Annotated in this window: 20 protein-coding genes; 10 read left to right on the top strand and 10 right to left on the bottom strand. The window is 74.3% G+C overall.

Annotated elements, in window-relative coordinates:
• Window positions 1-94: 94 nt before the first annotated feature.
• The 3 genes from DQ238_RS03760 (at window position 95) to pabB (ending at window position 3,769) form a co-directional block, all read left to right on the top strand.
• Window positions 95-958, top strand: coding sequence for a methylenetetrahydrofolate reductase (locus DQ238_RS03760; RefSeq protein WP_113779982.1), 864 nt, complete (start codon window positions 95-97; stop codon window positions 956-958).
• 100 nt (window positions 959-1,058) lie between these two features.
• Complete coding sequence (gene folD, locus DQ238_RS03755; RefSeq protein WP_113779981.1) at window positions 1,059-1,919, top strand: bifunctional methylenetetrahydrofolate dehydrogenase/methenyltetrahydrofolate cyclohydrolase FolD; 861 nt, start codon at window positions 1,059-1,061, stop codon at window positions 1,917-1,919.
• On the top strand, window positions 1,919-3,769 hold the full coding sequence (gene pabB, locus DQ238_RS03750; RefSeq protein WP_113779980.1) for an aminodeoxychorismate synthase component I: 1,851 nt from the start codon (window positions 1,919-1,921) through the stop codon (window positions 3,767-3,769). Before folD ends, pabB begins: the two co-directional genes overlap by 1 nt.
• A gap of 85 nt (window positions 3,770-3,854) precedes the next feature.
• On the opposite strand, the gene DQ238_RS03745 is transcribed toward pabB, so the two are convergent.
• The gene (locus DQ238_RS03745; RefSeq protein WP_233495681.1) at window positions 3,855-6,203 is read right to left on the bottom strand and encodes an ATP-dependent RecD-like DNA helicase; all 2,349 of its coding nucleotides are present in this window, start codon (window positions 6,201-6,203) and stop codon (window positions 3,855-3,857) included.
• Window positions 6,204-6,437: 234 nt separating this feature from the next.
• Between DQ238_RS03745 and DQ238_RS03740 the strand changes: the two genes are divergently transcribed.
• Complete coding sequence (locus DQ238_RS03740; protein ID WP_113779979.1) at window positions 6,438-6,938, top strand: single-stranded DNA-binding protein; 501 nt, start codon at window positions 6,438-6,440, stop codon at window positions 6,936-6,938.
• A 116-nt stretch (window positions 6,939-7,054) separates the two neighbouring features.
• Here DQ238_RS03740 and DQ238_RS03735 read toward each other — a convergent pair whose 3' ends face one another.
• From DQ238_RS03735 to DQ238_RS03715, 5 genes are all read right to left on the bottom strand, one after another.
• Window positions 7,055-7,921 (bottom strand): SDR family NAD(P)-dependent oxidoreductase, encoded by an 867-nt coding sequence (locus DQ238_RS03735; RefSeq protein WP_113779978.1) that lies wholly within the window; start codon window positions 7,919-7,921, stop codon window positions 7,055-7,057.
• Entirely contained in the window at window positions 7,918-8,811 is an 894-nt protein-coding gene (locus tag DQ238_RS03730) for an SDR family NAD(P)-dependent oxidoreductase (protein WP_113779977.1), read from the bottom strand. Before DQ238_RS03730 ends, DQ238_RS03735 begins: the two co-directional genes overlap by 4 nt.
• Entirely contained in the window at window positions 8,808-9,902 is a 1,095-nt protein-coding gene (locus DQ238_RS03725; protein WP_113779976.1) for a hypothetical protein, read from the bottom strand. The genes DQ238_RS03730 and DQ238_RS03725 overlap by 4 nt, the downstream gene beginning before the upstream one ends.
• A 2-nt stretch (window positions 9,903-9,904) precedes the next feature.
• Window positions 9,905-10,471, bottom strand: a complete 567-nt coding sequence (locus tag DQ238_RS03720; protein ID WP_113779975.1) for a UGSC family (seleno)protein — start codon at window positions 10,469-10,471, stop codon at window positions 9,905-9,907.
• A 292-nt stretch (window positions 10,472-10,763) separates the two neighbouring features.
• Window positions 10,764-11,885, bottom strand: coding sequence for an NDMA-dependent alcohol dehydrogenase (locus DQ238_RS03715; RefSeq protein ID WP_113779974.1), 1,122 nt, complete (start codon window positions 11,883-11,885; stop codon window positions 10,764-10,766).
• A 68-nt stretch (window positions 11,886-11,953) separates the two neighbouring features.
• On the opposite strand from DQ238_RS03715, the gene DQ238_RS03710 reads away from it, so the two are divergent.
• Window positions 11,954-12,802, top strand: coding sequence for an IS5 family transposase (locus DQ238_RS03710; RefSeq protein WP_113779973.1), 849 nt, complete (start codon window positions 11,954-11,956; stop codon window positions 12,800-12,802).
• Between the two features lie 19 nt (window positions 12,803-12,821).
• Here DQ238_RS03710 and DQ238_RS03705 read toward each other — a convergent pair whose 3' ends face one another.
• The gene (locus DQ238_RS03705; RefSeq protein ID WP_113779972.1) at window positions 12,822-14,300 is read right to left on the bottom strand and encodes an aldehyde dehydrogenase; all 1,479 of its coding nucleotides are present in this window, start codon (window positions 14,298-14,300) and stop codon (window positions 12,822-12,824) included.
• 12 nt (window positions 14,301-14,312) lie between these two features.
• Entirely contained in the window at window positions 14,313-15,422 is a 1,110-nt protein-coding gene (locus tag DQ238_RS03700; protein WP_113779971.1) for an NDMA-dependent alcohol dehydrogenase, read from the bottom strand.
• 428 nt (window positions 15,423-15,850) lie between these two features.
• Between DQ238_RS03700 and DQ238_RS03695 the strand changes: the two genes are divergently transcribed.
• The 5 genes from DQ238_RS03695 to DQ238_RS22685 all read left to right on the top strand — a co-directional run bounded on the left by DQ238_RS03695 (window position 15,851) and on the right by DQ238_RS22685 (window position 19,051).
• Window positions 15,851-16,675, top strand: coding sequence for a CoA transferase subunit A (locus DQ238_RS03695; RefSeq protein WP_113779970.1), 825 nt, complete (start codon window positions 15,851-15,853; stop codon window positions 16,673-16,675).
• Window positions 16,675-17,346 (top strand): 3-oxoacid CoA-transferase subunit B, encoded by a 672-nt coding sequence (locus tag DQ238_RS03690; RefSeq protein ID WP_113779969.1) that lies wholly within the window; start codon window positions 16,675-16,677, stop codon window positions 17,344-17,346. The genes DQ238_RS03695 and DQ238_RS03690 overlap by 1 nt, the downstream gene beginning before the upstream one ends.
• A 3-nt stretch (window positions 17,347-17,349) precedes the next feature.
• Window positions 17,350-18,258, top strand: a complete 909-nt coding sequence (locus DQ238_RS03685; RefSeq protein WP_113779968.1) for an SDR family NAD(P)-dependent oxidoreductase — start codon at window positions 17,350-17,352, stop codon at window positions 18,256-18,258.
• Between the two features lie 134 nt (window positions 18,259-18,392).
• Window positions 18,393-18,647 carry a hypothetical protein gene (locus tag DQ238_RS22690; RefSeq protein WP_158550709.1) on the top strand — a complete coding sequence of 85 codons (255 nt, stop codon included), beginning with the start codon at window positions 18,393-18,395 and terminating at the stop codon, window positions 18,645-18,647.
• Entirely contained in the window at window positions 18,644-19,051 is a 408-nt protein-coding gene (locus DQ238_RS22685) for an endonuclease domain-containing protein (RefSeq protein WP_158550708.1), read from the top strand. The genes DQ238_RS22690 and DQ238_RS22685 overlap by 4 nt, the downstream gene beginning before the upstream one ends.
• Before the next feature lie 74 nt (window positions 19,052-19,125).
• Here DQ238_RS22685 and DQ238_RS03675 read toward each other — a convergent pair whose 3' ends face one another.
• Together DQ238_RS03675 and DQ238_RS03670 are read right to left on the bottom strand one after the other, a co-directional pair.
• Window positions 19,126-20,058, bottom strand: coding sequence for an SDR family NAD(P)-dependent oxidoreductase (locus tag DQ238_RS03675; protein ID WP_113779966.1), 933 nt, complete (start codon window positions 20,056-20,058; stop codon window positions 19,126-19,128).
• 122 nt (window positions 20,059-20,180) lie between these two features.
• Window positions 20,181-20,690 (bottom strand): hypothetical protein, encoded by a 510-nt coding sequence (locus tag DQ238_RS03670; protein ID WP_113779965.1) that lies wholly within the window; start codon window positions 20,688-20,690, stop codon window positions 20,181-20,183.
• Between the last annotated feature and the right edge of the window lie 5 nt (window positions 20,691-20,695).

Here is a 20,695-nt window from a genome sequence, read left to right as displayed (position 1 = left end):
GCCCCGTCCTCGATCGGCGTCCCTGGTCCTCGCTCCCCGGCCGGAGGGACGGACCACGGCCGTCGAGCTGCCCCACGGAGAGAAGGCGACCTGCGTGAACCGCGCCATCACCGTCCGCGAACCTGCGGCCCGAGCCTCGTTGAAGAAGGTCTTCGCGACCCTCGGCTACGAGGTGATCCCCTTCAAGAAGACCGAGGAGGCCGTTCTGGCGCACGTCCCGAAGGACGTGCGGCTGACCGTCACCGCCTCTCCGGCCAAGGGCCAGGACGCGACCGTCGACCTCACCGTCAGGCTGGTCGGCCACGGCTACACCGTCGCGCCGCACCTGTCGGCCCAGCAGGTGCGCGACCGCGCCCACCTGGCCGACATCGTGGCCCGCTGCCGCGAGGCCGGCGTCACCGACGTGTTCGTCGTCGGCGGCGACCCGAGCGACACCCCGACCGAGTTCGAGAACGCGCACGACCTGCTGGTCGCGCTGCACGAGCTCCCCCACGGCTTCACCGACATCGGGATCGGGGGCCACCCCGAGGGCCACCCGGCCGTCGACGACGAGGTGCTGCTCCAGGCGCTGAGGGAGAAGGCGGCCCTGGCCACCCACATCACCACCCAGATCGTGTTCGACCCGAAGGTGATCCTGGCCTGGGCGCGAGAGCTCAAGCGCCACGGGATCGACCTGCCGGTGCACGTCGGCGTGCCCGGGGCGGTGCACCGGCAGAAGCTGCTGCGGGTCTCCGGCGGCCTGGGCGTCGGCGAGTCGGCCAAGTTCCTCAAGAAGCAGCAGAGCATGTTCTGGCGGTTCTTCGTGCCCGGCGGCTACAGTCCCGACAAGATCATCAAGGGCCTGGCCCCGCACATCGGCAAGCCCGACAACGGCATCGAGGGCTTCCACGTGTTCACCTTCAACGACCTGGGGCCGACCGAGGCCTGGCGGAGGCGGACGCTGCAGGGCCTGGCCTGACGCTCGGCCTCGCCCAGCGGAGACCGACCGGTGCAGTGGCACCTCGAGGACCGCGTCGCCCGGCACGCCAACACCACGATCGTCTTCTGAGGAGCATCCGGTGACCGCACAGGTGATCGACGGCACGGCGGTCGCGCGCCACGTGCGCGCCGACGTGGCGAAGGGTGTCGAGCAGCTGGTCGCCGGCGGCGGGACGGCTCCCGGGCTGGCCACGGTGCTGATCGGGGACGACCCGGCGTCGGAGGTCTACGTCCGCAACAAGCGCCGCGCCTGCGTCGCCGCGGGCATGACCGACCTGCACCGGCACCTGCCCGCCGACGTCGACCAGGCGCAGGCCGCAGCGCTCGTCGACGAGCTCGCCGCCGACCCGGCCGTCTCCGGCATCCTGCTGCAGCTGCCCACACCGGCCGACCTGGACGCCGAGGCGCTGCTCGCCCGCATCCCGGCCGAGAAGGACGTCGACGGGCTGACCACGCTCAACGCCGGCCTGCTGGCCCAGGGCCGGCCCGGGCTGCGCCCGTGCACCCCGTCGGGCGTCATGGTGCTGCTCGACCAGTACGACGTCCCCCTGCAGGGCGCCGAGGCCGTCGTCGTCGGCCGGTCCGTGCTGGTCGGCAAGCCGATGGCCCAGCTGCTCCTCGAGCGCAACGCCACCGTGACCACCTGCCACTCCCGCACGCGGGACCTCGCCGAGGTCTGCCGGCGCGCCGACGTGCTGGTGGTCGCCGCCGGCATCCCCGGCCTGGTCGGCGCCGACGCGGTCAAGCCCGGCGCGACCGTCATCGACGTCGGCATCCACCGGGGCGAGAACGGTCTGCGCGGCGACGTCGACACCGCGGCCGTCGCCGAGGTCGCCGGGAAGACCACCCCGGTGCCGGGCGGTGTGGGACCCATGACCATCGCGATGCTGCTGGCCAACACGCTCACCGCGGCGGAGGTGCAGCAGGGTCTCGGCGGCTGATGGACCCGTCCCCGGCCGGGCCGTGGGCCCGGTTCGACGACCTGCGCAGCGGCGAGGCCCTGCTCTGCCCGCCGCCGCACCGCGTCCTCACGACGACGCGGCCGCAGGAGGTCGCCGGCGTCCTGCAGGAGGTGCACGACGCCACGGCGGCGGGCAGCTGGGCCTTCGGGTTCGTCTCCTACGAGGCGGCCAGCGGCCTCGACCCCCGGCTGCCGGGAGAGTGGACCCCGGGGCAGCCGCCGCTGGTGTGGTTCGGGCTGTGCCGCGAGCCGGCCCGCGTCGACCCCGTGGCGGGTCCGGCCGGGCCGGGCGTGCGGGTGTCCCCGTGGCGCCCGGACTGGACGGCGGCCGAGCACGCCCACGCCGTGGCGAGCGTCCGCGAGCACATCGCCGCCGGGGAGACCTATCAGTGCAACCTCACCGACCGGCTCCGCTCCTCGGTCACCGGCGATCCCGCAGGCCTCTACACCCGCCTGGTCCTCGCCCAGCGCGGCAGCTGCAACGCCTACCTCGACCTCGGCCGTCACGTCGTCGCCAGCGCCAGCCCGGAGCTGTTCTTCGAGTGGGTGGGCGACGTCGTGCGCACGCGCCCGATGAAGGGCACCGCCCCCCGAGGGCGGACGACGGCGGAGGACCGGCAGGCCGCCCGCCGGCTGCGCTCCAGCAGCAAGGAGCAGGCCGAGAACCTCATGATCGTCGACCTGCTGCGCAACGACCTCGGCCGGGTCGCCGAGGTCGGCAGCGTGACCGTGGACGAGCTCTTCGCGCTCGAGCGCTACCCGACCGTCTGGCAGATGACCTCGCAGGTCAGCGGGCGCGTCCGCCCCGACGTGGGGTTGCTGGAGCTGTTCGGCGCCCTCTTCCCGTGCGGCTCGGTCACCGGCGCTCCCAAGCAGCGCACCATGCAGCTGATCCGGGACCTCGAACCCACACCGCGCGGCGTCTACTGCGGCGCGGTCGGGCTCGTCGCGCCGCCGTCCGCCCCGTTCCGGGCCCGGTTCAACGTCGCGATCCGGACCGTCGTCCTCGACCGCGCGTCGGGCGAGGCCGGGTACGAGGCCGGGTACGAGGCCGGGTACGAGGCCGTGTACGGAGCGGGCGGCGGGATCACCTGGGGTTCGGACCCCGCGCGGGAACGGGCCGAGCTGCACGCCAAGGCGGCCGTCCTCGCCCACGAGGTCGACGAGCACGAGCTGGTGGAGACGCTGGCGTACGTCCCGGCCGAGGGCCTGCGCCACCTCGACCGTCACCTGGCGCGGATGGCCGACTCGGCCGACTGGTTCGACTTCCGGTTCGACCGCGCCGCCGCGCTCGGATCGCTGCGGCGGGCCGTCGCCGGGCGCACCGAGCCGGCACGGGTCCGCGTCCTCCTCTCCCGGGAGGGGCGCGTCACGGTGGAGCTCGACCGCCTGCCCCCGGTCGGCGCGCAGCCCGTCCGGCTCGCGCTGGACGACGAACCCGTGGACGCCTCCAGCCCCTGGCTGCAGCACAAGACCACCCGCCGGGACGTCTACCTGACCCGCGCGCTCCGGCACCCGGAGGCCGACGACGTGGTCTTGGTCAACCAGCGCGGCGAGCTGACCGAGACCACCATCGCCACCCTCGCCGTCCGCCTCGACGGGCAGTGGTGGACCCCGCCCACCTCGTCCGGCTGCCTCCCGGGTGTCGAGCGTGCCCGCCTGCTCGACTCGGGCCGCCTGCGCGAGCGCGTCCTGCACGTCGACGACCTGCACGCCGCCGAGGAGCTCGCGGTGCTCAGCTCCCTGCGGGGCTGGCGCAGCGCACGCCTGGTCTCCCCCGCAGCGCACCGTGCCGACGTCCGGGAGACCCTGGCGACGAGGAGCCCGTGACCCGCAGGACCCGGGCCCGGCGGCCGACGGCTCCCCGGGCCCGCTCGACCGATCCCCCGATCCCGCCGCGACCCGCTCCAGCGGCTCACCGCTGACCAGGGGCAGCCTGCGGGAGAGCGGGTCGGGAGCCGCCCCGGGCCCGGCGATCGGGCTCCGGGGGTCCCGCCGGGTCGTGCGCCGGTCGTCGCGGGTCGGCCGGCCCCGGACGCGCGGACCGGCGCAGGCGGTGGGCCAGGGCGGTGTGCCGGCGTCCGGAGCCGGTGGCGCGCACGGCCTGGCCGAGGGCTCTGGGCGAGCCGACCAGGACGACCAGCTGCTTGGCGCGGGTGACCGCGGTGTAGAGCAGGTTGCGTTGCAGCATCATCCAGGCGCTGGTGGTCAGCGGGATGACGACGCAGGGGTACTCGCTGCCCTGGGAGCGGTGGACGGTGACGGCGTAGGCGTGCACCAGCTCGTCGAGCTCGCCGAAGTCGTAGTCGACGTGCTCGTCCTCGTCGGTGCGGACGGTGAGGGTCTGCTCGACTGGGTCGATGGCGGTGACGACGCCCTGGGTGCCGTTGAACACCCCGTTGGACCCCTTGTCGTAGTCGTTGCGGATCTGGCTGACCTTGTCCCCGACGCGGAAGACCCGCCCGCCGAAGCGCTTCTCGGCCCGGTCGGGGCCGGCCGGGGTGAGCGCGTCCTGCAGCAGCGCGTTCAGCGCGCCGGCGCCGGCCGGCCCGCGGTGCACCGGGGTCAGCACCTGCACGTCGCGGCGGGGGTCCAGGCCGAAGCGGGCCGGGATCCGGCGCACCACGACGTCCACGGTGAGCCGGGCGGCCTCCTCGGCGTCGTCGGTGGCGAAGAGGAAGAAGTCGTCGAGGCCGCGGACGTGGGGGTGGCTGCCGGCGTTGATCCGGTGGGCGTTGGTCACCACCCCGGAGCGGCTGGCCTGCCGGAAGACCTCGGTCAGGCGCACGTGCGGGAGCGGGGTGCCCTCGGCGAGCAGGTCGCGCAGCACCTCGCCGGCGCCGACCGAGGGCAGCTGGTCGACGTCGCCGACCAGCAACAGGTGCGCGCCCGGCGGGATCGCCCTGACGAGCTTGTTGGCCAGCAGCAGGTCCAGCATCGAGGACTCGTCGACCACGACCAGGTCCGCCTCCAGCGGCCGGTCCCGGTCGAAGGCGGCGTCCCCGCCGGGGCGAAGCTCCAGCAGCCGGTGCACGGTTACCGCCTGGACCCCGGTCAGCTCGGTCAGCCGTCTGGCCGCTCGACCGGTCGGTGCGGCCAGCACGATCCGCGCGCCCTTGGCCGCGGCCAGGGTGACGATGGAGCGCACCGTGAAGCTCTTGCCGCAGCCGGGGCCCCCGGTGAGGACGGCGACCTTCTCGGTCAGCGCCAGGCGCACCGCCGCCTGCTGCCCGGCCGCCAGCTCCACGCCGGTGCGCCGGTGCAGCCAGGTCAGCGCGGCGTCCCAGTCCACGCCGGCGGCGGCGGCGAAGGCCGGCATCCGGTCGGCCTCGGCGGTCGCGAGCCGCTTCAGCCCGGCGGCCAGGGAGACCTCCGCCCGGTGGAACGGCACCAGGTAGACCGCCACCGTCCCGGCTCCGGCGTCCCGGCCGGGCAGCTCGTCGCGGATCAAGCCCTGCTCGGCGACCAGGACGGCCAGACACGGGACCACCAGGCCGGCCGGGACCTGCAGGATCTCGACCGCCCGCGTCACCAGCTCCGGTTCGGGCAGGAAGCAGTGGCCCTGCTCGGTCGCCTCGGACAGCACGAACTGCAGCCCCGCCTCGATCCGCTGCGGGCTGTCGTGCCGGATGCCCACCGCGGCCGCGATGGTGTCCGCGGTCCGGAACCCGATGCCCCACACCTCGGCGGCCAGCCGGTAGGGCTCGTTGCGGACCACGCCGATCGAGGCGTCGCCGTACTGCTTGTAGATCCGCACGGCCAGCGAGGTGGAGACCCCCACCCCCTGCAGGAAGACCATCACCTCCTTGATGGCCTTCTGCTCCTCCCAGGCCGCGGTGATCAGCCGCGTCCGCTTGGGGCCCAGGTTCGGCACCTCGGCCAGCCGTCCGGGTTGTTCCTCGATGACCCGCAGCGCGTCGGTGCCGAAGTGGTCGACGATCCGCTCGGCCAGCCGCGGGCCGATCCCCTTGACCAGGCCCGAGCCCAGGTAGCGGCGGATGCCCTGCACCGTGGCCGGCAGCACGGTGGTGTAGTCCTCGACCTGGAACTGCCGGCCGTACTGCGGGTGCGCTCCCCACCGGCCCCGCAGCCGCAGCGTCTCCCCCGGTTGCGCGCCCAGCAGCGACCCCACCACGGTGACCAGGTCACCGCCCCGCCCGGTGTCCACCCGGGCCACGGTGTAGCCGGTCTGGGTGTTGGCGAACGTGATCCGCTCCAGCGTCGCCTCCAGGACCGCCCCGGTCCGCGCCTCTCGCACCGCCATCCCCTCGTCGCCGCGCCGTCCCACCGATGGTCACACGCCCGGGGGACACTTCGGCGCTCGTCTGCGTGCAGGGGCCCGTTCCCGGGCCCGACCGGAGCGGCGGGACGAGCGGCGCGGCGCCTGCGACCGCGCCTCGACGAGGGCCGAACTCGACGCGGACCGAACTGTCAGTCGGTCCCCGTAGCCTCCGGACGCTCACCTGAGCGACGCACCGACAACACGGAGGACCGGATCATGGCCGGCGAGACTGTCATCACCGTCATCGGCAACCTGACCAGCGACCCCGAGCTGCGCTTCACGCCCTCGGGCGCGGTCGCCAACTTCACCATCGCCTCCACCCCGCGCACCCTGGACCGCCAGACCCAGGAGTGGAAGGACGGCGACGCGCTCTTCCTGCGCTGCAGCTGCTGGCGGCAGACGGCCGAGCACGTCGCGGGATCGCTCACCCGCGGCTCGCGGGTCATGGCGCAGGGCCGCCTCAAGCAGCGCTCCTTCGAGACCAAGGAGGGCGACAAGCGCACCGTCGTCGAGATGGAGGTCGACGAGATCGGCCCGTCGTTGCGCTACGCGACGGCGACGGTCGCCAAGGCCGCCCGTTCCGACGGTGGTCCCCGCGGCGGGTCCGGCGGCGAGGTCGGTGCGGGCGGTGGTGGCGGTGACGGTGCTGGGCGGGGCGGGGCGGCCGACCCCTGGGCGGCGCCGGTCGGCGGCTTCGGCGAGGAGCCGCCCTTCTAGAGGCGCACCCCGGGCGCACCTCACCGCCGTGGCGGTGCGGTGCGCCGACCGCGACCGGCTCGTGCCCCTCGACGGCGACCCGTTCCTCGACGTCGACCGCGAGGGGGTCGCCCCGGTCACCGCGGCTGCGCGCCGTCGGCCACCGGCTCGGGGTGGCGCAGCGGGAACGGGCTCATCCCCCCGCCGTCGATCGGGATGGCCTGGGCGGTGATGTAGCCGGCCTCGGGTGAGGCCAGGAAGGCGACGGCGGCCGCGACGTCCTCCGGCAGGCCGACCCGGCCGACCGGGATGGCGCGGCCGCGCTGGCGGAGCACGGCCGCCTCGTCGACGTCCGGACCGGAGGTGAGGAACGCCCGGCTGGTGCCGACCAGGCCTGGGCACAGCGCGTTGACGGTGATCCCCCAGGGCCCGAGGTCCATCGCCAGTGCCCGCGTCAGCCCGATGACCCCGGCCTTGGACGCCGAGTACGGGCCGGAGGACGGCGCGGCGGTGAGCCCGGCCATCGAGGAGATGTTCACGATCCGGCCCCACCGCTGGGCGCGCATGACCGGGACCGCGGCCCGGCTCATCAGCCAGGGCCCGCGCAGGTTGACCGCCAGCACGCGGTCGAAGACCTCGGCCGGGATGTCGGCCACGTCGGCGCGGTCGGGGCCCTGCGGGGCGGCCGCGTTGTTGACCAGCACGTCGAGCCGGCCGTGCCGCTCCACCGCCGCGCCGACCATGCGCTCGGCGTCGGCCTCGACGGCGACGTCCCCGAGGACGCCGCTCGCCGTCCCGCCGGCCTCGGTGATCTCGGCGACCAACGCCTCCAGCCCGCCCCACCCGGTGGAGCGGCCCTCCTGCTGCCGGTTGGACACCCCGGTGGGCGCCACGTCGGTGACGACGACGGCCAGCCCCCGGCCGGCGAGGGCGCGGGCGATCGCCTGGCCCATCCCGTCGGGCTTGCCGCAGCCGGTGACCAGCGCGACCCGGTCCCCGTTCACGGGTGCACCGACGGAACGCCCTCGGAGCTGGTGATCTCCAGCGTGCTGGCCTCGACGGCGGGCGCGGCCGGGGCGGCCGCCCCCGGTGGCGGCTTGGGGGTGCTCGGGCCGCCGTCCACCGACAGGATCTGCCCCGAGATCCAGCGGGCCCGGTCGCTGGCGAGGAACAGCACCGCCTGGGCGATGTCCCACGGCGTGCCCTCGGTGCCCAGCGCCGACCAACCCTTGCGGACCGCGCGCATCTGCTCGGACGTGTTGGCCGCGGCGAACGCGCCCCAGATCGCGCCGACCTGCACGCAGTTGACCCGGACGCCGCGGTCGCCGAGGGTGTTGGCCGCCCCGACGGTCAGGTTCTCCAGGGCCGCCTTGGCCAGGTTGTAGACCATGCCCGGCCCGCGGGCGCGCACGCCGACGGAGCTGATGTTGACGATGGCGCCGCCGTGCCTGAGCACCTCGACCGCGTGGCGGGTCATCTGCCAGGCGGTGGTCAGGTTGAGGTCCATCAGCTGGGAGAAGCGCTCGGGGCTCACCTCGAAGATGCCCGCGCGGTCGCCGACGGCCACGTTGTTGACCAGGGTGTCCAGCCCGCCGAGGGCGGCGACGGTCTGCTCGACCGCCCCCCGGCAGGCGTCGTCGTCGAGCAGGTCGGCCACGACGACGACCGCCGTCCCGCCGTCGGCCTCGATCCGCTGCACCGTCCTCCGGGCTGCGGCCTCGTCCCGGTCGAGGACGGCGACCTGCGCCCCGTGCGCGGCGAGCACCCGGCTGATGGCGTAGCCGACGCCGGGGTGGACGTCGCTGGTCTGCCCCCCACCGGTGACCAGAGCGGTGCGGCCGGTCATCCAGGCGTCGCCGGCGGCGCCGAACGGGTCGTCGAGGGGGATGGTCACGGAGCGGCCTCCTGCGGTGGGGTGGTCCGGCCGACGACCGGGACGGAGCTGGCCGACCAGCCGGCGAAGACCCGCACCACCATCGAGATGCCGGCGTTGCGGGCACCGGCGACGACGATCGGCAGCACCTCGGGCCCATCGGAGGCGAACAGCCGGTCGAAGGTGTCCGGGTCGGTGGAGCCGTCGGCGAAGCGCACGCCGTTGTCGCCGACGCCGTCCTTGCCGACGCGCGCCAGGTCGGCCTTGGTGCGGCCGCAGCGCTCGACCAGCCAGGCCCGGACGTCGGCCTTGCCCATCCCGGCCCCGGCCAGCATCTGTGCGTGCTCGGGGCAGAAGACGATCCCGGCCGGGTGGTGGCGGAAGATCGCCGCGCCGCTGCGGGAGATGGTGTCGGCGAAGTCGGCGAGCAGCTGCTCGGGGTCGGCGGTGTGCCGGTTGTCGACGTACTCCACAGTGCGGGTGAGGAACCCGGAGACCGCCGAGGTGCCGGCCGGCACGCCGCCGTCGACCGACAGCGGCTCCCAGGGGCTCTCCTCCTCGTTCTCGGCGAGGCAGACCTGCCAGCGGCCGGGCAGGCCCTGGGTGGCCTGCTCGAAGCCGTGCGGGACGACGCCGAGGGCGTTGCGGACGATGAGCCCGATGGTGCGCGGGACGGTCGTGTTGGGCCGGAACCCGGGGCCGAAGACGCCGCCGGCGGCGTTGAAGCCCAGCTCGGCGCGGACCGGGCCGTTCACGACGAGCAGCGGCGAGGGGCCGCTGGTGGACTGCCAGCCGCCGCCCGTGGCCGACCGGTCGCGCTGCACGGCCTCCCAGGCGGCGAGCACCACCGGGAAGTACTCGGGCCGGCAGCCGGCCATGGCCGCGTTGATGGCGGCCAGTTCGACGGTCACCGTCCGGTTGAGGTGCTCCAGCGCGCCGATGACCTCGTCGGGCCGGCGGTCCACGGTGGCCAGGAAGCGGTCGACCAGCGGGCGGGTGGCCGGCACCAGCGGCAGCCCGTCGGACCAGCCCTGGGCGTAGCAGTGCTCGATCGCCGCCTGGGCGGCCTCGGGGTCGGCGTCCGGGACGACGGCCGGGGCCTCGGTGTCCACGCTCACGAGGCCGCCCGCTGCGCCGGCCCGGCCTCGGTGAGGGTGGCCACGACCTGCGGCAGCAGCTGGCGCGCCCGCTCGCGGACGGCGTCGGGGTCGAGGACGGCCACCGGGTGGGCGGTGGTCAGGTAGTGGTAGTCCGGTGCGCCCTGCACCTCGGCCATCCCGCTGGCCGTGGCGGTGAAGGCGTCGGAGCAGACGACCGCGGCGGGCACGCCGGCCCGCTCGAGGGCGATGCCGTCGGCGACCGCCGAGGCGCTGCAGGAGCCGCAGTCCCCGACGCCGGTGAGGACGACGTCGCACTCCCGGACGAGCTCGGCCAGCTGCTCCTCGGGCAGCGGCAGCGCGAACGCGGTCTTGGTGCGGCGCAGGACGGTGCTCGACGCGCCGTGCTCGTGCTGCAGCAGCGCGGCCAGCTCGTCGAGCAGCAGGGCCGCGTTGTGCTTGGTGTTCTCCAGCAGGCCCAGCCGCACGCCGGTGAGGCCGGCGCGGCGGGGGGCGTGGGCCGTGGCGCCGATCCGGGCCACCGACTGCCCGGTCGGGTCGAGGATGTCGGCGAGCGTCGCCATTGCGCGGTCACCTCCGGCGCGACGGGCGGCCGCGCGGTCGTCGTGGGATCCGGGGGCGGCGGTGAGGGGTCGGGCGCCGAGGGCGCGGGCACCGGGGTCCGCCGTCCACGTCGATCGTGTCGGCAGCCGGACCGGCCGGCGACGCTTTTTCCCCCGGGCGGAAGGCCCTCCCCCTGGTGGGAGGCCACCCCCGGGTGGGAGGCCGGCGCCGGGCGAGCAGGCCGAGCGCCCCCGGGACGGCGCGAGGCCGCCGGCGCCCGCGGGCGTCGGCGGCCTCGCGCCGTCCCGGTCGTCAGCCGTCGTGGAGGATGACGCCCCGGATGTTCCTGCCCTCCTCGAGGTCGGTGTAGGCCTGGTTGACCTCCTCGAGCCGGTAGGTGCGGGTGACCAGCTCGTCGAGCTTGAGCTGGCCGGCCCGGTAGAGGCCGAGCAGCTTGGGGACGTCGTAGAGCGGGTTGCAGTCGCCGAACAGCGCGCCGCGCACCTGGCGCTGGTAGGAGATGAGCAGGCCGGCGTGGAAGTGCACGGCCTTCTCGGTCAGCTTGCCGACGCCGGTGATGGTGACCTTGCCGCCCTTGCCGGTCATCTGGACCGCGGCGTTCACCATCTCCTCGGTGACCACGTGCGGGGTGAGGATGACGTGGTCGGCCAGCTGGCCCCACGTCGTCTCGACGACGAAGTCGTGTGCCTCCTTGGCCTCGGCAAAGGCGTGCGTCGCGCCGAACACCGAGGTGGCCGTGTCCCGCTTGAACTCCACCGGGTCGACCACGACGACGTTCTCGGCGCCGGCGTAGCGCGCGCCCTGCACCGCGTTGCTGCCCACGCCCCCGGCTCCGAAGACGACCACCGTGTCGCCGGCGCGGACCCCGGCGGCGTGCACGGCCGAGCCCCAGCCGGTGGGCACGCCGCAGCCGACCAGGCAGGCGACCTCCCAGGGGATGTCGTCAGCGAGGGGGATGGCGGCCCACTCGGAGACCACGGCGTACCGGGAGAAGGTGCCCAGCGAGCAGAACCCGCCGAGGTCCTCGTCGCCGAGGTGGAAGCGGAAGGTGCCGTCGAGGAACATGCCCGAGCCGGCGTTGAGGCCCTTGACGCACATGTTCTGGTGCCCGGTGGAGCAGGGCCGGCAGGCTCCGCAGGCCGGGATGTAGGAGCAGATCACCCGGTCCCCGGGCTTGACCCGGGTGACGTTCGGGCCGACCGACTCCACGACGCCGGCGCCCTCGTGGCCGCCGACCATCGGGAACCGGACCGGGGCGTCGCCCTGGGTGATGTGGTTGTCCGAGTGGCACAGCCCGGCGGCGGCGAACTCGACCCGGATCTCGTGCTCCTCGGGCTCGTCGAGCTGCAGGTCGACCAGTTCCCAGCCGATGTGCGGCCCGCGGGCGATGGCGGCGCGCGTGGTGATGCTCATGCGACGTCCTCTCAGAACGTGTTGAGTAAGGCTGCTGACACCGGCGGCCGGGTCGGCGAGGCTGAGGCATGGGCTCTTCCCCGGCCTACCCCTCGGACCTGACCGATGCTCAGTGGGCGCTGATCGAGCCACTGGTGCCAGTACTCAGCACCCGTGGCCGCGGTACCCGCGGCGGGCGCCCGCCCAAGTACCCGCGGCGGCGCATCGTCGAGGCAATCTTGTACGTGGTGCGCACGAGCTGTTCGTGGCGGCAGCTGCCGCATGACTTCCCGCCGTGGGCGACGGTGTACTTCTACTTCCAGTCCTGGACCGCCGATGGCACCGTCGACCGCATCCACGACACGCTGCGGGATGCGGCCCGGGATGCCGCCGGCCGCGACCCGATGGCCTCGGCCGGCGCGATCGACTCCCAGTCGGTGCCCGGCGCGGCGACCGTGGGCAAGGCCACCCGGGGCTACGACGCCGGCAAGAAGATCAACGGTCGCAAGCGGCACCTGGTGGTCGACACCCTGGGCCTGCTCATCGTGGTACTGGTGACCGCGGCCAGCGTGCAAGACCGCGACGGCGGCATCCAGGCGTTGGACCGGGCCAAGACGGTCATGCCCTCGCTGGCACTGACCTGGGCCGATGCCGCCTACAGCCGCCGCGTGCAGGAGTTCGCCGCCCGCGCGCTGCGCATCGTCGTGCAGGTGGTGGCCAAGCTGGTCGGGCAGACCGGGTTCGTGCCGCTGCCGCGCCGTTGGGTGGTCGAGCGCACCCATGCCTGGATTACTGGTCACCGCCGGCTGGCCCGGGACTACGAGCGCCGTCCCGAGCACGCCGAGGCGATGATCAAGTGGGCCATGATCGGGTTGATGGCCCGTCGCCTCGCTCGCGCTCCCGGCCGCCGTCCGTGGCAACGAACGAAGGCAGCCTGACCCGTTTCTCAACACCTTGTCAGTTCCCGGTGCCGCGGAGGGACACGGTCTTGACCTGCGTGTAGTCCAGGACGGCGTCGGCGCCCATGGTGCGGCCGAAGCCGCTGCGCTTGTAGCCGCCGAACGGGCCGCCGATGACGCCGGCGCCGAGGGCGGCGTTGACCGCGACCTGGCCGGCCTGCAGGCCGCGGGAGAACCGGACGGCCTTGCCGACGTCGCGGGTCCACACCGAGGCGACCAGCCCGTAGTCGGTGCCGTTGGCGACCGCGAGCGCCTCGTCCGCGTCGTCGACCGGGGTGACCCCGAGGACCGGGCCGAAGATCTCCTCCCGGTGGATCCGCATGGCCGGGTCCACGTTGTCGAACAGGGTCGGCTCGACGAAGAAGCCGCGCTCGTACCGGTCGCCGGCCGGGCGCCCGCCGCCGAGGACGAGGTCGGCGCCCTCCTCCTGGCCGATCCGCACGTACTCGAGCACCCGCTCGTGCTGCCTGGCGTTGATCAGCGGGCCCATGTTGACCTGCTCGTGCCAGGGGCCGACGGTCACCTGGGTCATGCGCTCGGCCAGCCGCTGCACCACCTCGGCGTGGATCGACCGCTCGACGACCACCCGGGAGCCGGCCGCGCAGATCTGCCCGGTGTTGAGGGTGATGCCCGTGGCGATCGCCGGGACGGCGGCGTCGAGGTCGGCGTCGGCCAGGATGACCTGCGGGGACTTGCCGCCGAGCTCCAGGTGCAGCGGGGTGAGGTTCTCGGCGCAGGCGGCCATGACCAGCGACCCGGTCTGCGGCGAGCCGGTGAAGCTCATCCGCCGGATCCGCGGGTGGGCGGCGACCGCCGCGCCGGCCTCGTGCCCGTAGCCGGTCACCACGTTGACCACGCCCGGCGGGATGCCGGCCTCCAGGGCCAGCCGGGCCAGGGCCAGGGCGGTCAGCGGGGCGTCCTCGGCCGGCTTGATCACGATGGTGTTGCCGGCGGCGATCGCCGGGCCGACGTCGGTCACGAACATCGGCGCCGGGGCGTTCCACGGGATGATCGCGCCGACGACGCCGTAGGGCTCGCGCAGGGTGAGCCCGAGGGCGTCGGGGGTGTAGGTGGGCAGGGTGGTGCCCTGCACCTTGTCGGCCTGCCCGGCGACGAAGGTGAGGATCCGCGACATCGGCGGGGGGCCCCAGTGCGGGCGGCCGACCTCCTGGGACTCCAGCGCGTCGAGCTCGGCGACGTTGTCGTCGACCAGCTGGGCCCAGCGGTACAGCAGCGCGCCGCGGGCGGTGGCGTTGGTGTCCCGCCAGGCCGGGAAGGCTGCCTCGGCGGCGCGCACGGCGACGTCGACGTCCGCCGCCGTGCCGCGCGGCACCCGGCCGAGCACCTCGCCGGTGGCCGGGTTGACGACGTCGATGGTCTGGCCGCCCGCGGCGGGCACCCAGTCCCCGCCGATGAGCTGGGCGTCGTCGATGATCAGGGCGGAACCGGTCTGCGGACCGGCGGGGGCGATCGTCATGTCGGTTGGTCCTCAGTGCTCGTGGATGATCACGCCGCGGATGTTCTTGCCGTCCAACATGTCCCGGTAGCCCTGGTTGACCTCGTCCAGCCGGTAGGTGCGGGTGACCAGCTCGTCGAGCTTGAGCTTGCCGGAGCGGTAGAGCCCGAGCAGGCGCGGGACGTCGAACAGCGGGTTGCAGGCGCCGAAGATCGCGCCCTGGATGCGGCGCTGGTAGCCGATGAACACCCCCGGGTGCTCGTTGACCCAGCCGTTGCCGACCGCGGTCACGGTGACCTGGCCGGCCTTGCCCACCACCTGCAGGGCGTCGGCGATGACCTCGTCGTGCAGGACGCCGACGGTGATGATGGCGTGGTCGGCCAGCTCGCCCCAGGTGGCCTCGACCACGAAGTCGTGCGCCTCCTTGGCGGAAGCGAAGGTGTGCGTGGCGCCGAAGACGGTGGCCATCTCGCGCTTGTACTCGACCGGGTCGACGACGACCACCCGCTCGGCCCCCGCCAGGGCGGCCCCCTGGACGGCGTTGCTGCCGACCCCGCCGGCCCCGTAGACCACCACGGTCTCGCCGGCGCGGACCCCGGCGGCGTGCACCGCCGAGCCCCAGCCGGTGGGCACGCCGCAGCCGACCAGGCAGGCGACCTCCCAGGGGATGTCCTCGGGGATCCGGATGACCGAGTACTCGCTGACCACCGCGTACTGGGAGAACGTGCCGAGCACGCACAGCCCGCCGAAGTCCTCGCCGTCCTGGTGGAAGCGGAAGGTGCCGTCGGGGAACTGCCCGGTCGCGGCGTTCTTGCCCTCGTCGCAGAGGTTCTGCCGGGCCGTGGAGCAGTAGCGGCACTTGCCGCAGGCCGGGATGAAGGAGCACACCACGTGGTCGCCGACCTGGACCCGGGTCACGCCCTCGCCGACGGCGTCGACGACGCCGGCGCCCTCGTGGCCGCCGACCACGGGGAAGCGCATCATCGCGTCGCCCTTCTGGATGTGGTCGTCGGAGTGGCACAGCCCGGCGGCCATGAACGTGATCCGGACCTCGTTGGCCTTCGGCTCGTCGAGCTCCAGCTCGGTGATCTCCCACGGCCGACCCGGCTCGCGGCAGACCGCGGCGCGCGTGGTCATGCTCATCGCAGGCTCCTTCCAGTGCTGGGCGTCGGGTGCACCGGGCGCTCGGCGGCTCGGCGGGGGTGCCGAGGGTGTCCCGGAGCGCGTGCTCCCCGGTCGCCTCCACCCTGCGCGGCGGCGGGTGGCGGGGACCACAGGTCTTCCCCATCGCGGAAGACGACCCGGGCGGCGACCTGCGGCGCGCACCGGGCGCCGGTCTTCCGGGACGTGGAAGGGGTGGTTCTGCCGCCGCGGTGCGGCTGCTGGACTCCGCTCGACCGACGTCGATCCCCGTGCCACGCGAGACCCGTGCCACGCGAGGCCGGTGCCGCGCGCCCGTCCGCGCCTCGCGACGCCTCCCGTGGCCCCGTGCAGCGGTCCCCCGACCAGCCCGTCCCCGTGGTGGAAGGACCCGAGCCCATGATGATGATGAAGAAGAAGAAGGACCCACCGTGATCGACAAGTTCCGCGAGGACGTCCTGTCCGTCGTCGACGCCGTGCCCTCGGGCGCGAGCATCGCCGTGGGCGGGTTCGGCAGCTCGGGTCGGCCCGACGGCCTGCTCGACGCGCTGTGCGAGCTGGACAAGCGCGACCTGCACGTCTACGTCAACAACGTCGGCCACGACTTCACCGGCGTGGGCCGCCTGCTGCACGAGGGTCGGCTGCGCCGGGTGACGGCGTCATTCCCGATCCTGCAGGAGTTCTACGACGAGTACTTCGCCGGCCGGGTCGAGCTGGAGCTGCTGCCCCAGGGCACCCTGGCCGAGCGGTTGCGCGCCGGCGGTGCCGGGATCCCCGCCTTCTTCACCCCGTCCGGCGCGGGCACGATGCTCTCCGACGGTTCGTTCACCCTGCGCTACTCCCCCGACGGCGGGGTCGCCGAGCACCTGCCGGCCAAGGAGACCCGGATGATCAACGGGCGGGAGTACGTGCTCGAGGAGGGCATCGTCGCCGACTTCGGGTTCGTCAAGGCCCACCGGGGCGACCGCAAGGGCAACCTGCGGTTCCGTCTCTCGGCGCGCAACTTCAACCCGCTGGCGGGCATGTCGGGGCGACGCACCTTCGCCGAGGTCGAGCAGCTGGTCGAGGTCGACGAGCTGCACCCCGACGACGTCCACCTGCCCGGCGTCTTCGTGCAGGACGTCGTGCGCTCCACCAGCAAGGCCGCCAGCACCCCGAGCTCGGCGACGTCATCCACGGCGACGTCATCCACGGCGACGTCATCCACGGCGACGACACCCGCGGCGAGCGCCGCAGCCACGAGGAGGGCCTCCTGATGACCGGCACCATCCCGGCCCCCGCCCCGGTCGCCGGGCGCACCCGCGAGGGCATCGCTGAGCGGCTGGCGCAGGACCTGCAGGACGGCTACGTGGTCAACCTGGGCGTGGGCATCCCGCTGCTGGTGCCGCGGTTCCTCCCCCCCGGCAAGGAGGTGGTCCTGCACGCGGAGAACGGCGTCCTGGGCCTCGGCCCGGAGGCCGCCCCCGGCGAGGAGGACGCCGACCTCACCGACGCCGGCAAGCAGCCCATCACGCTGGTCAGCGGCGCGGCGATCACCGACTCGGCGATGTCGTTCGCGATCATCCGCGGCGGCCACCTCGACGTCACCATCCTCGGCGCGCTGCAGGTGTCGGCCGGCGGCGACCTGGCCAACTGGTACGTGCCGGGGAAGAACCCGGCCGTCGGCGGGGCCATGGACCTGGTCGCCGGCACCCCGCAGGTGTGGGTCGCGATGGAGCACGTCGACCGCGCCGGCCGGCCCAAGATCGTACCCGAGTGCACCATGCCGCTGACCGGCCGCAACGTGGTCACCCGCGTGTACACCGACCTGGCCGTCTTCCACGTCGTCGACGGGCAGCTGCGGCTGGTCGAGTGCTCCCCCGGCATCACCCCGGACGTCGTCCGCCAGCACACCGGCGCTCCGTACACCGAGCACCTGGAGCGCTGAGGCGTGGAGGACGTCGAGGGCCGGGTCGCCTTCGTCACCGGCGGGTCGAGCGGGATCGGCCGTGGCATCGCCCTGGCCTTCGCCCGCGCCGGCATGCGCGTGGTGATCAGCGGCCGCCGCCAGGAGCACGTCGACGAGTCGCTGGCCGAGTTCGCCGCGGCGGGGCTGGACGTCGAGGCGGTGCTGCTCGACGTCACCGACCGCGACGCCGTCGAGCGCGCCGCCGAGGACACCGAGCGCCGGTTCGGCCGGGTCGACGTCCTCGTGAACAACGCCGGCATCGGCCTCACCGGGCCGATCATGGCGGCCACCCCCGCCGACTGGGACTGGCTGCTCGACGTCAACGTCAAGGGCGTCGGCCACGGCATCTGCGCGTTCGTCCCGCGCATCCAGGCGCACGGGGAGGGCGGGCACGTGGTGAACACCGCCTCGATGGCCGGGCTGCTGCCGATCGTCGCCGGGCTGTACTCGATGACCAAGGCGGCGGTGATCGCGCTGTCGGAGGCGCTGGCCATCGAGCTCGCGCCCGACGGCATCGGGGTCTCGGCGTACTGCCCCGGGCCGGTGCACAGCAACATCGCCGGCGCGGTGGCCCGCCGTCCCGAGCGCTACGGCGAGAGCGGGTACGCCCTCCCCCCGGCGGCGTTCCTGGAGCGGGCGAGGACGCAGCCGTACATGAGCTACGCGGAGGCCGGCGAGCGGGTGCTGCACGGGGTGCGCCGCAACGACCTGTTCATCCTCACCCACCCCGAGTTCCGGGACGGCGTCCGCGACCGGTTCGAGACGACGCTGGCCGCCTTCCCCGACGAGCCGGTCGACGAGGTGCGGGCCGCGGCGATCCCGTTCCTGACCTCGCACACCGCCTACGCGCCGGAGAAGCGCAACCCCTCCCCCCGCTCCACCCCCCGCTGACCCGCCCCGCTGGGGGCCATCATGGCCACTTCGGCCCCTCACGATGGGGCCTTCGTGGCCACGTCGGCCCCTCCCCCGCCTCGGCCCTGTGGACGGCGGGAGCGAGGTGGCGCGGGATGGGTCACCCTGCCGCGGTGTCCCGTTCCTCTCTCACCGGTGTCTTCGTCGGCAGCCACGCCATCGCCGAGGGGCTCCTCACCCGCGAACAGCTCCGCGAGCGCAGCTACCGGCGCCTGGTGCAGGGGGTCTACGCCGACCCGGCGCTGGAGCTCGACCACCGGCTGCGGTGCGCGGGCGTCGCGCTGCTGCTGCCGCCGGGCACGGCCATCGGCGGCCCCTCGGCACCGCAGTCGCCGCGCTCGACGCCATGGCGCGGGCGGGATCCGTGACACTGCCGTCCCTGGACCGGCTGGCCCCCGCCGGCAGCGGTCGCTGGGGTGCGGCCCGCGTGCGCACCGCCGTCCCGCTGGTCGACCCGCGCGCCGAGTCGGCACCGGAGTCGCGGGTGCGGGTGGCGCTCGCCCTGGCCGGCCTCACCCCGGTCCCCCAGTACGAGGTCCGGGTGGCCGGCGAGTTCCTGGCCCGGGTCGACCTGGCCTTCCCCGAGGCCTGCGTCGCGGTGGAGTACGAGGGCGCGCACCACTTCTCCGACACCCAGATCGTCCGGGACGACGCCCGGATCCGGCGGCTGGAGGCGGCCGGCTGGCGGGTGATCCGGCTCAGCGCCGCCGACCTCCGCGACCTCGACGCCGTCGTCCGTCGGGTCCTCGAAGCCCTCGATGCGCGCCCGTGAGCGGCCGATGCGGCCACTAAGGCCCCTTCACGACGGGCCGAAGTGGCCACGATGGCCCCTCCGGCAAAGGCGGCTCAGGGGGCGGGGGTGTCGTCGAGCGGGATCAGCGGGACTGGGCCGGCCAGGTCTTCGGGGTCGGCCGGGAAGTAGGCGAAGTTCTTCGCCCGCGCGCCGCCGTCGACCACCAGGTCGGTGCCGGTGATCAGGCGGGCGTAGTCCGAGCACAGCCAGGCGACGGCGTGGCCGATGTCGGTCGGCGTCCCGGTGCTGCCCATCGGCACCAGCGGCGGGCGCTCGCCCGTCCACCGCGCCGGCCGGCGCCACGGCTCGTCCCCGGTCCCCCCGCCGAGGCCGCCGCCCCTGCGCCCGGCGCCCAGCATGTCCGCCGGCCGCCCCTGCGCGCGCAGCTCGGCCAGCAGCTCGGGGTTGTCGACGGTCGGAGCCGTGGGCGTGTAGGAGTTCACCCGGATCCCGTAGGGCGCGAGGTCCATCGCCGCGGCCCGGACGAAGTTGTTCACGCCGCCCTTGTTGAACGCGTAGGCGATGACGCCGGCCGAGCCGTTCCACCCGTTGGACGACGAGATGCACACGATCGAGCCGCGGATTCCACGCTCGGCCATCGCCCGGCCCACGATCTTGGTGTTGAGGAAGTAGCCGAGCCCCGACACCTTGATCGAGCGCTCGAACGTCGCGGCGTCCTCGTCCAGCACGCCCTTGCCGCCGAGCATCGCGGCGTTGTTGACCAGGATGTCGATCCGTCCCCACCGCTCGAGGACGGCGTCGACGTAGCCCTGCACCGCGGACTCGTCGGTGACGTCACCGGGCGCGGCCATCGCCTCGCCGCCGTTGCGCTCGATCCGCGCGATGGCGGCCCCGATGACGTCGCCGGACACGTCGTTGCAGGCCACCCGGGCCCCGTAGCGGGCCAGCGCCAGCGCGATGCCGCTGCCGATGTTCGGGCCGACGCCGGTGACCAGCGCGACCTTGCCGTCCAGGGAGATCTCCACGTGCGGTGCTCCGTCGTGTCGGGGCCGCAGGCGAGGGCTGCAGCGGGTCGTCGGTCGTGCTGCGGGCAGCCGCGCGCACCGCGGGGGTGGGACCCGCGGTGGCGTCCGCGGTGCGGCGGGGCTCAGCCCTCGTCGGCGGGGTAGGTCAGCCGGATGCTCTCCGGCTGCACGCCCAGCACCGGGGCGAGCATCGACTGCATGAGCGGCTTGGGCACGAGGCACTCCTCGCAGGCGTCCGGGCCGGCGACGATCGCCACGTCGGCGGTGTCGCCCTGCACGTCGACGTCGAGCCGGTAGTCGTCGGCCTGCAGCGTCTGCTTGAGCTGCTCCAGCTGGGCTTGGTCGATGGTCACGGGGACACCTCCTGGGGTGCGGCCGGCCGCGACGCGGCCGACCAGCGGACGGGGACCGAGCGACCGGACCAGGAGGCCCAGCCGAACGGGCGGAAGACCATGGAGATCGCGGCGTTGGCCGCCCCGGTTACCAGGACCGGGATCTCCGCGGCCGAGGGGCATCATCGGGAACGCCTCCTCGCCCTCGGCCGGCCCGCCGGGGCCGCCGGCCATGCCGGCCGCGGCCAGGTCGGCGGCGGCGGCGGCACCGATCGTGGGGTCGAGGATGCTGTCGAACACGGCTC

This window comes from Geodermatophilus sp. TF02-6, from assembly GCF_003319115.1.
In the GTDB taxonomy this organism is placed as follows: Bacteria; Actinomycetota; Actinomycetes; order Mycobacteriales; family Geodermatophilaceae; genus Geodermatophilus.
This window is presented reverse-complemented; position numbering and strand designations above follow the sequence as displayed.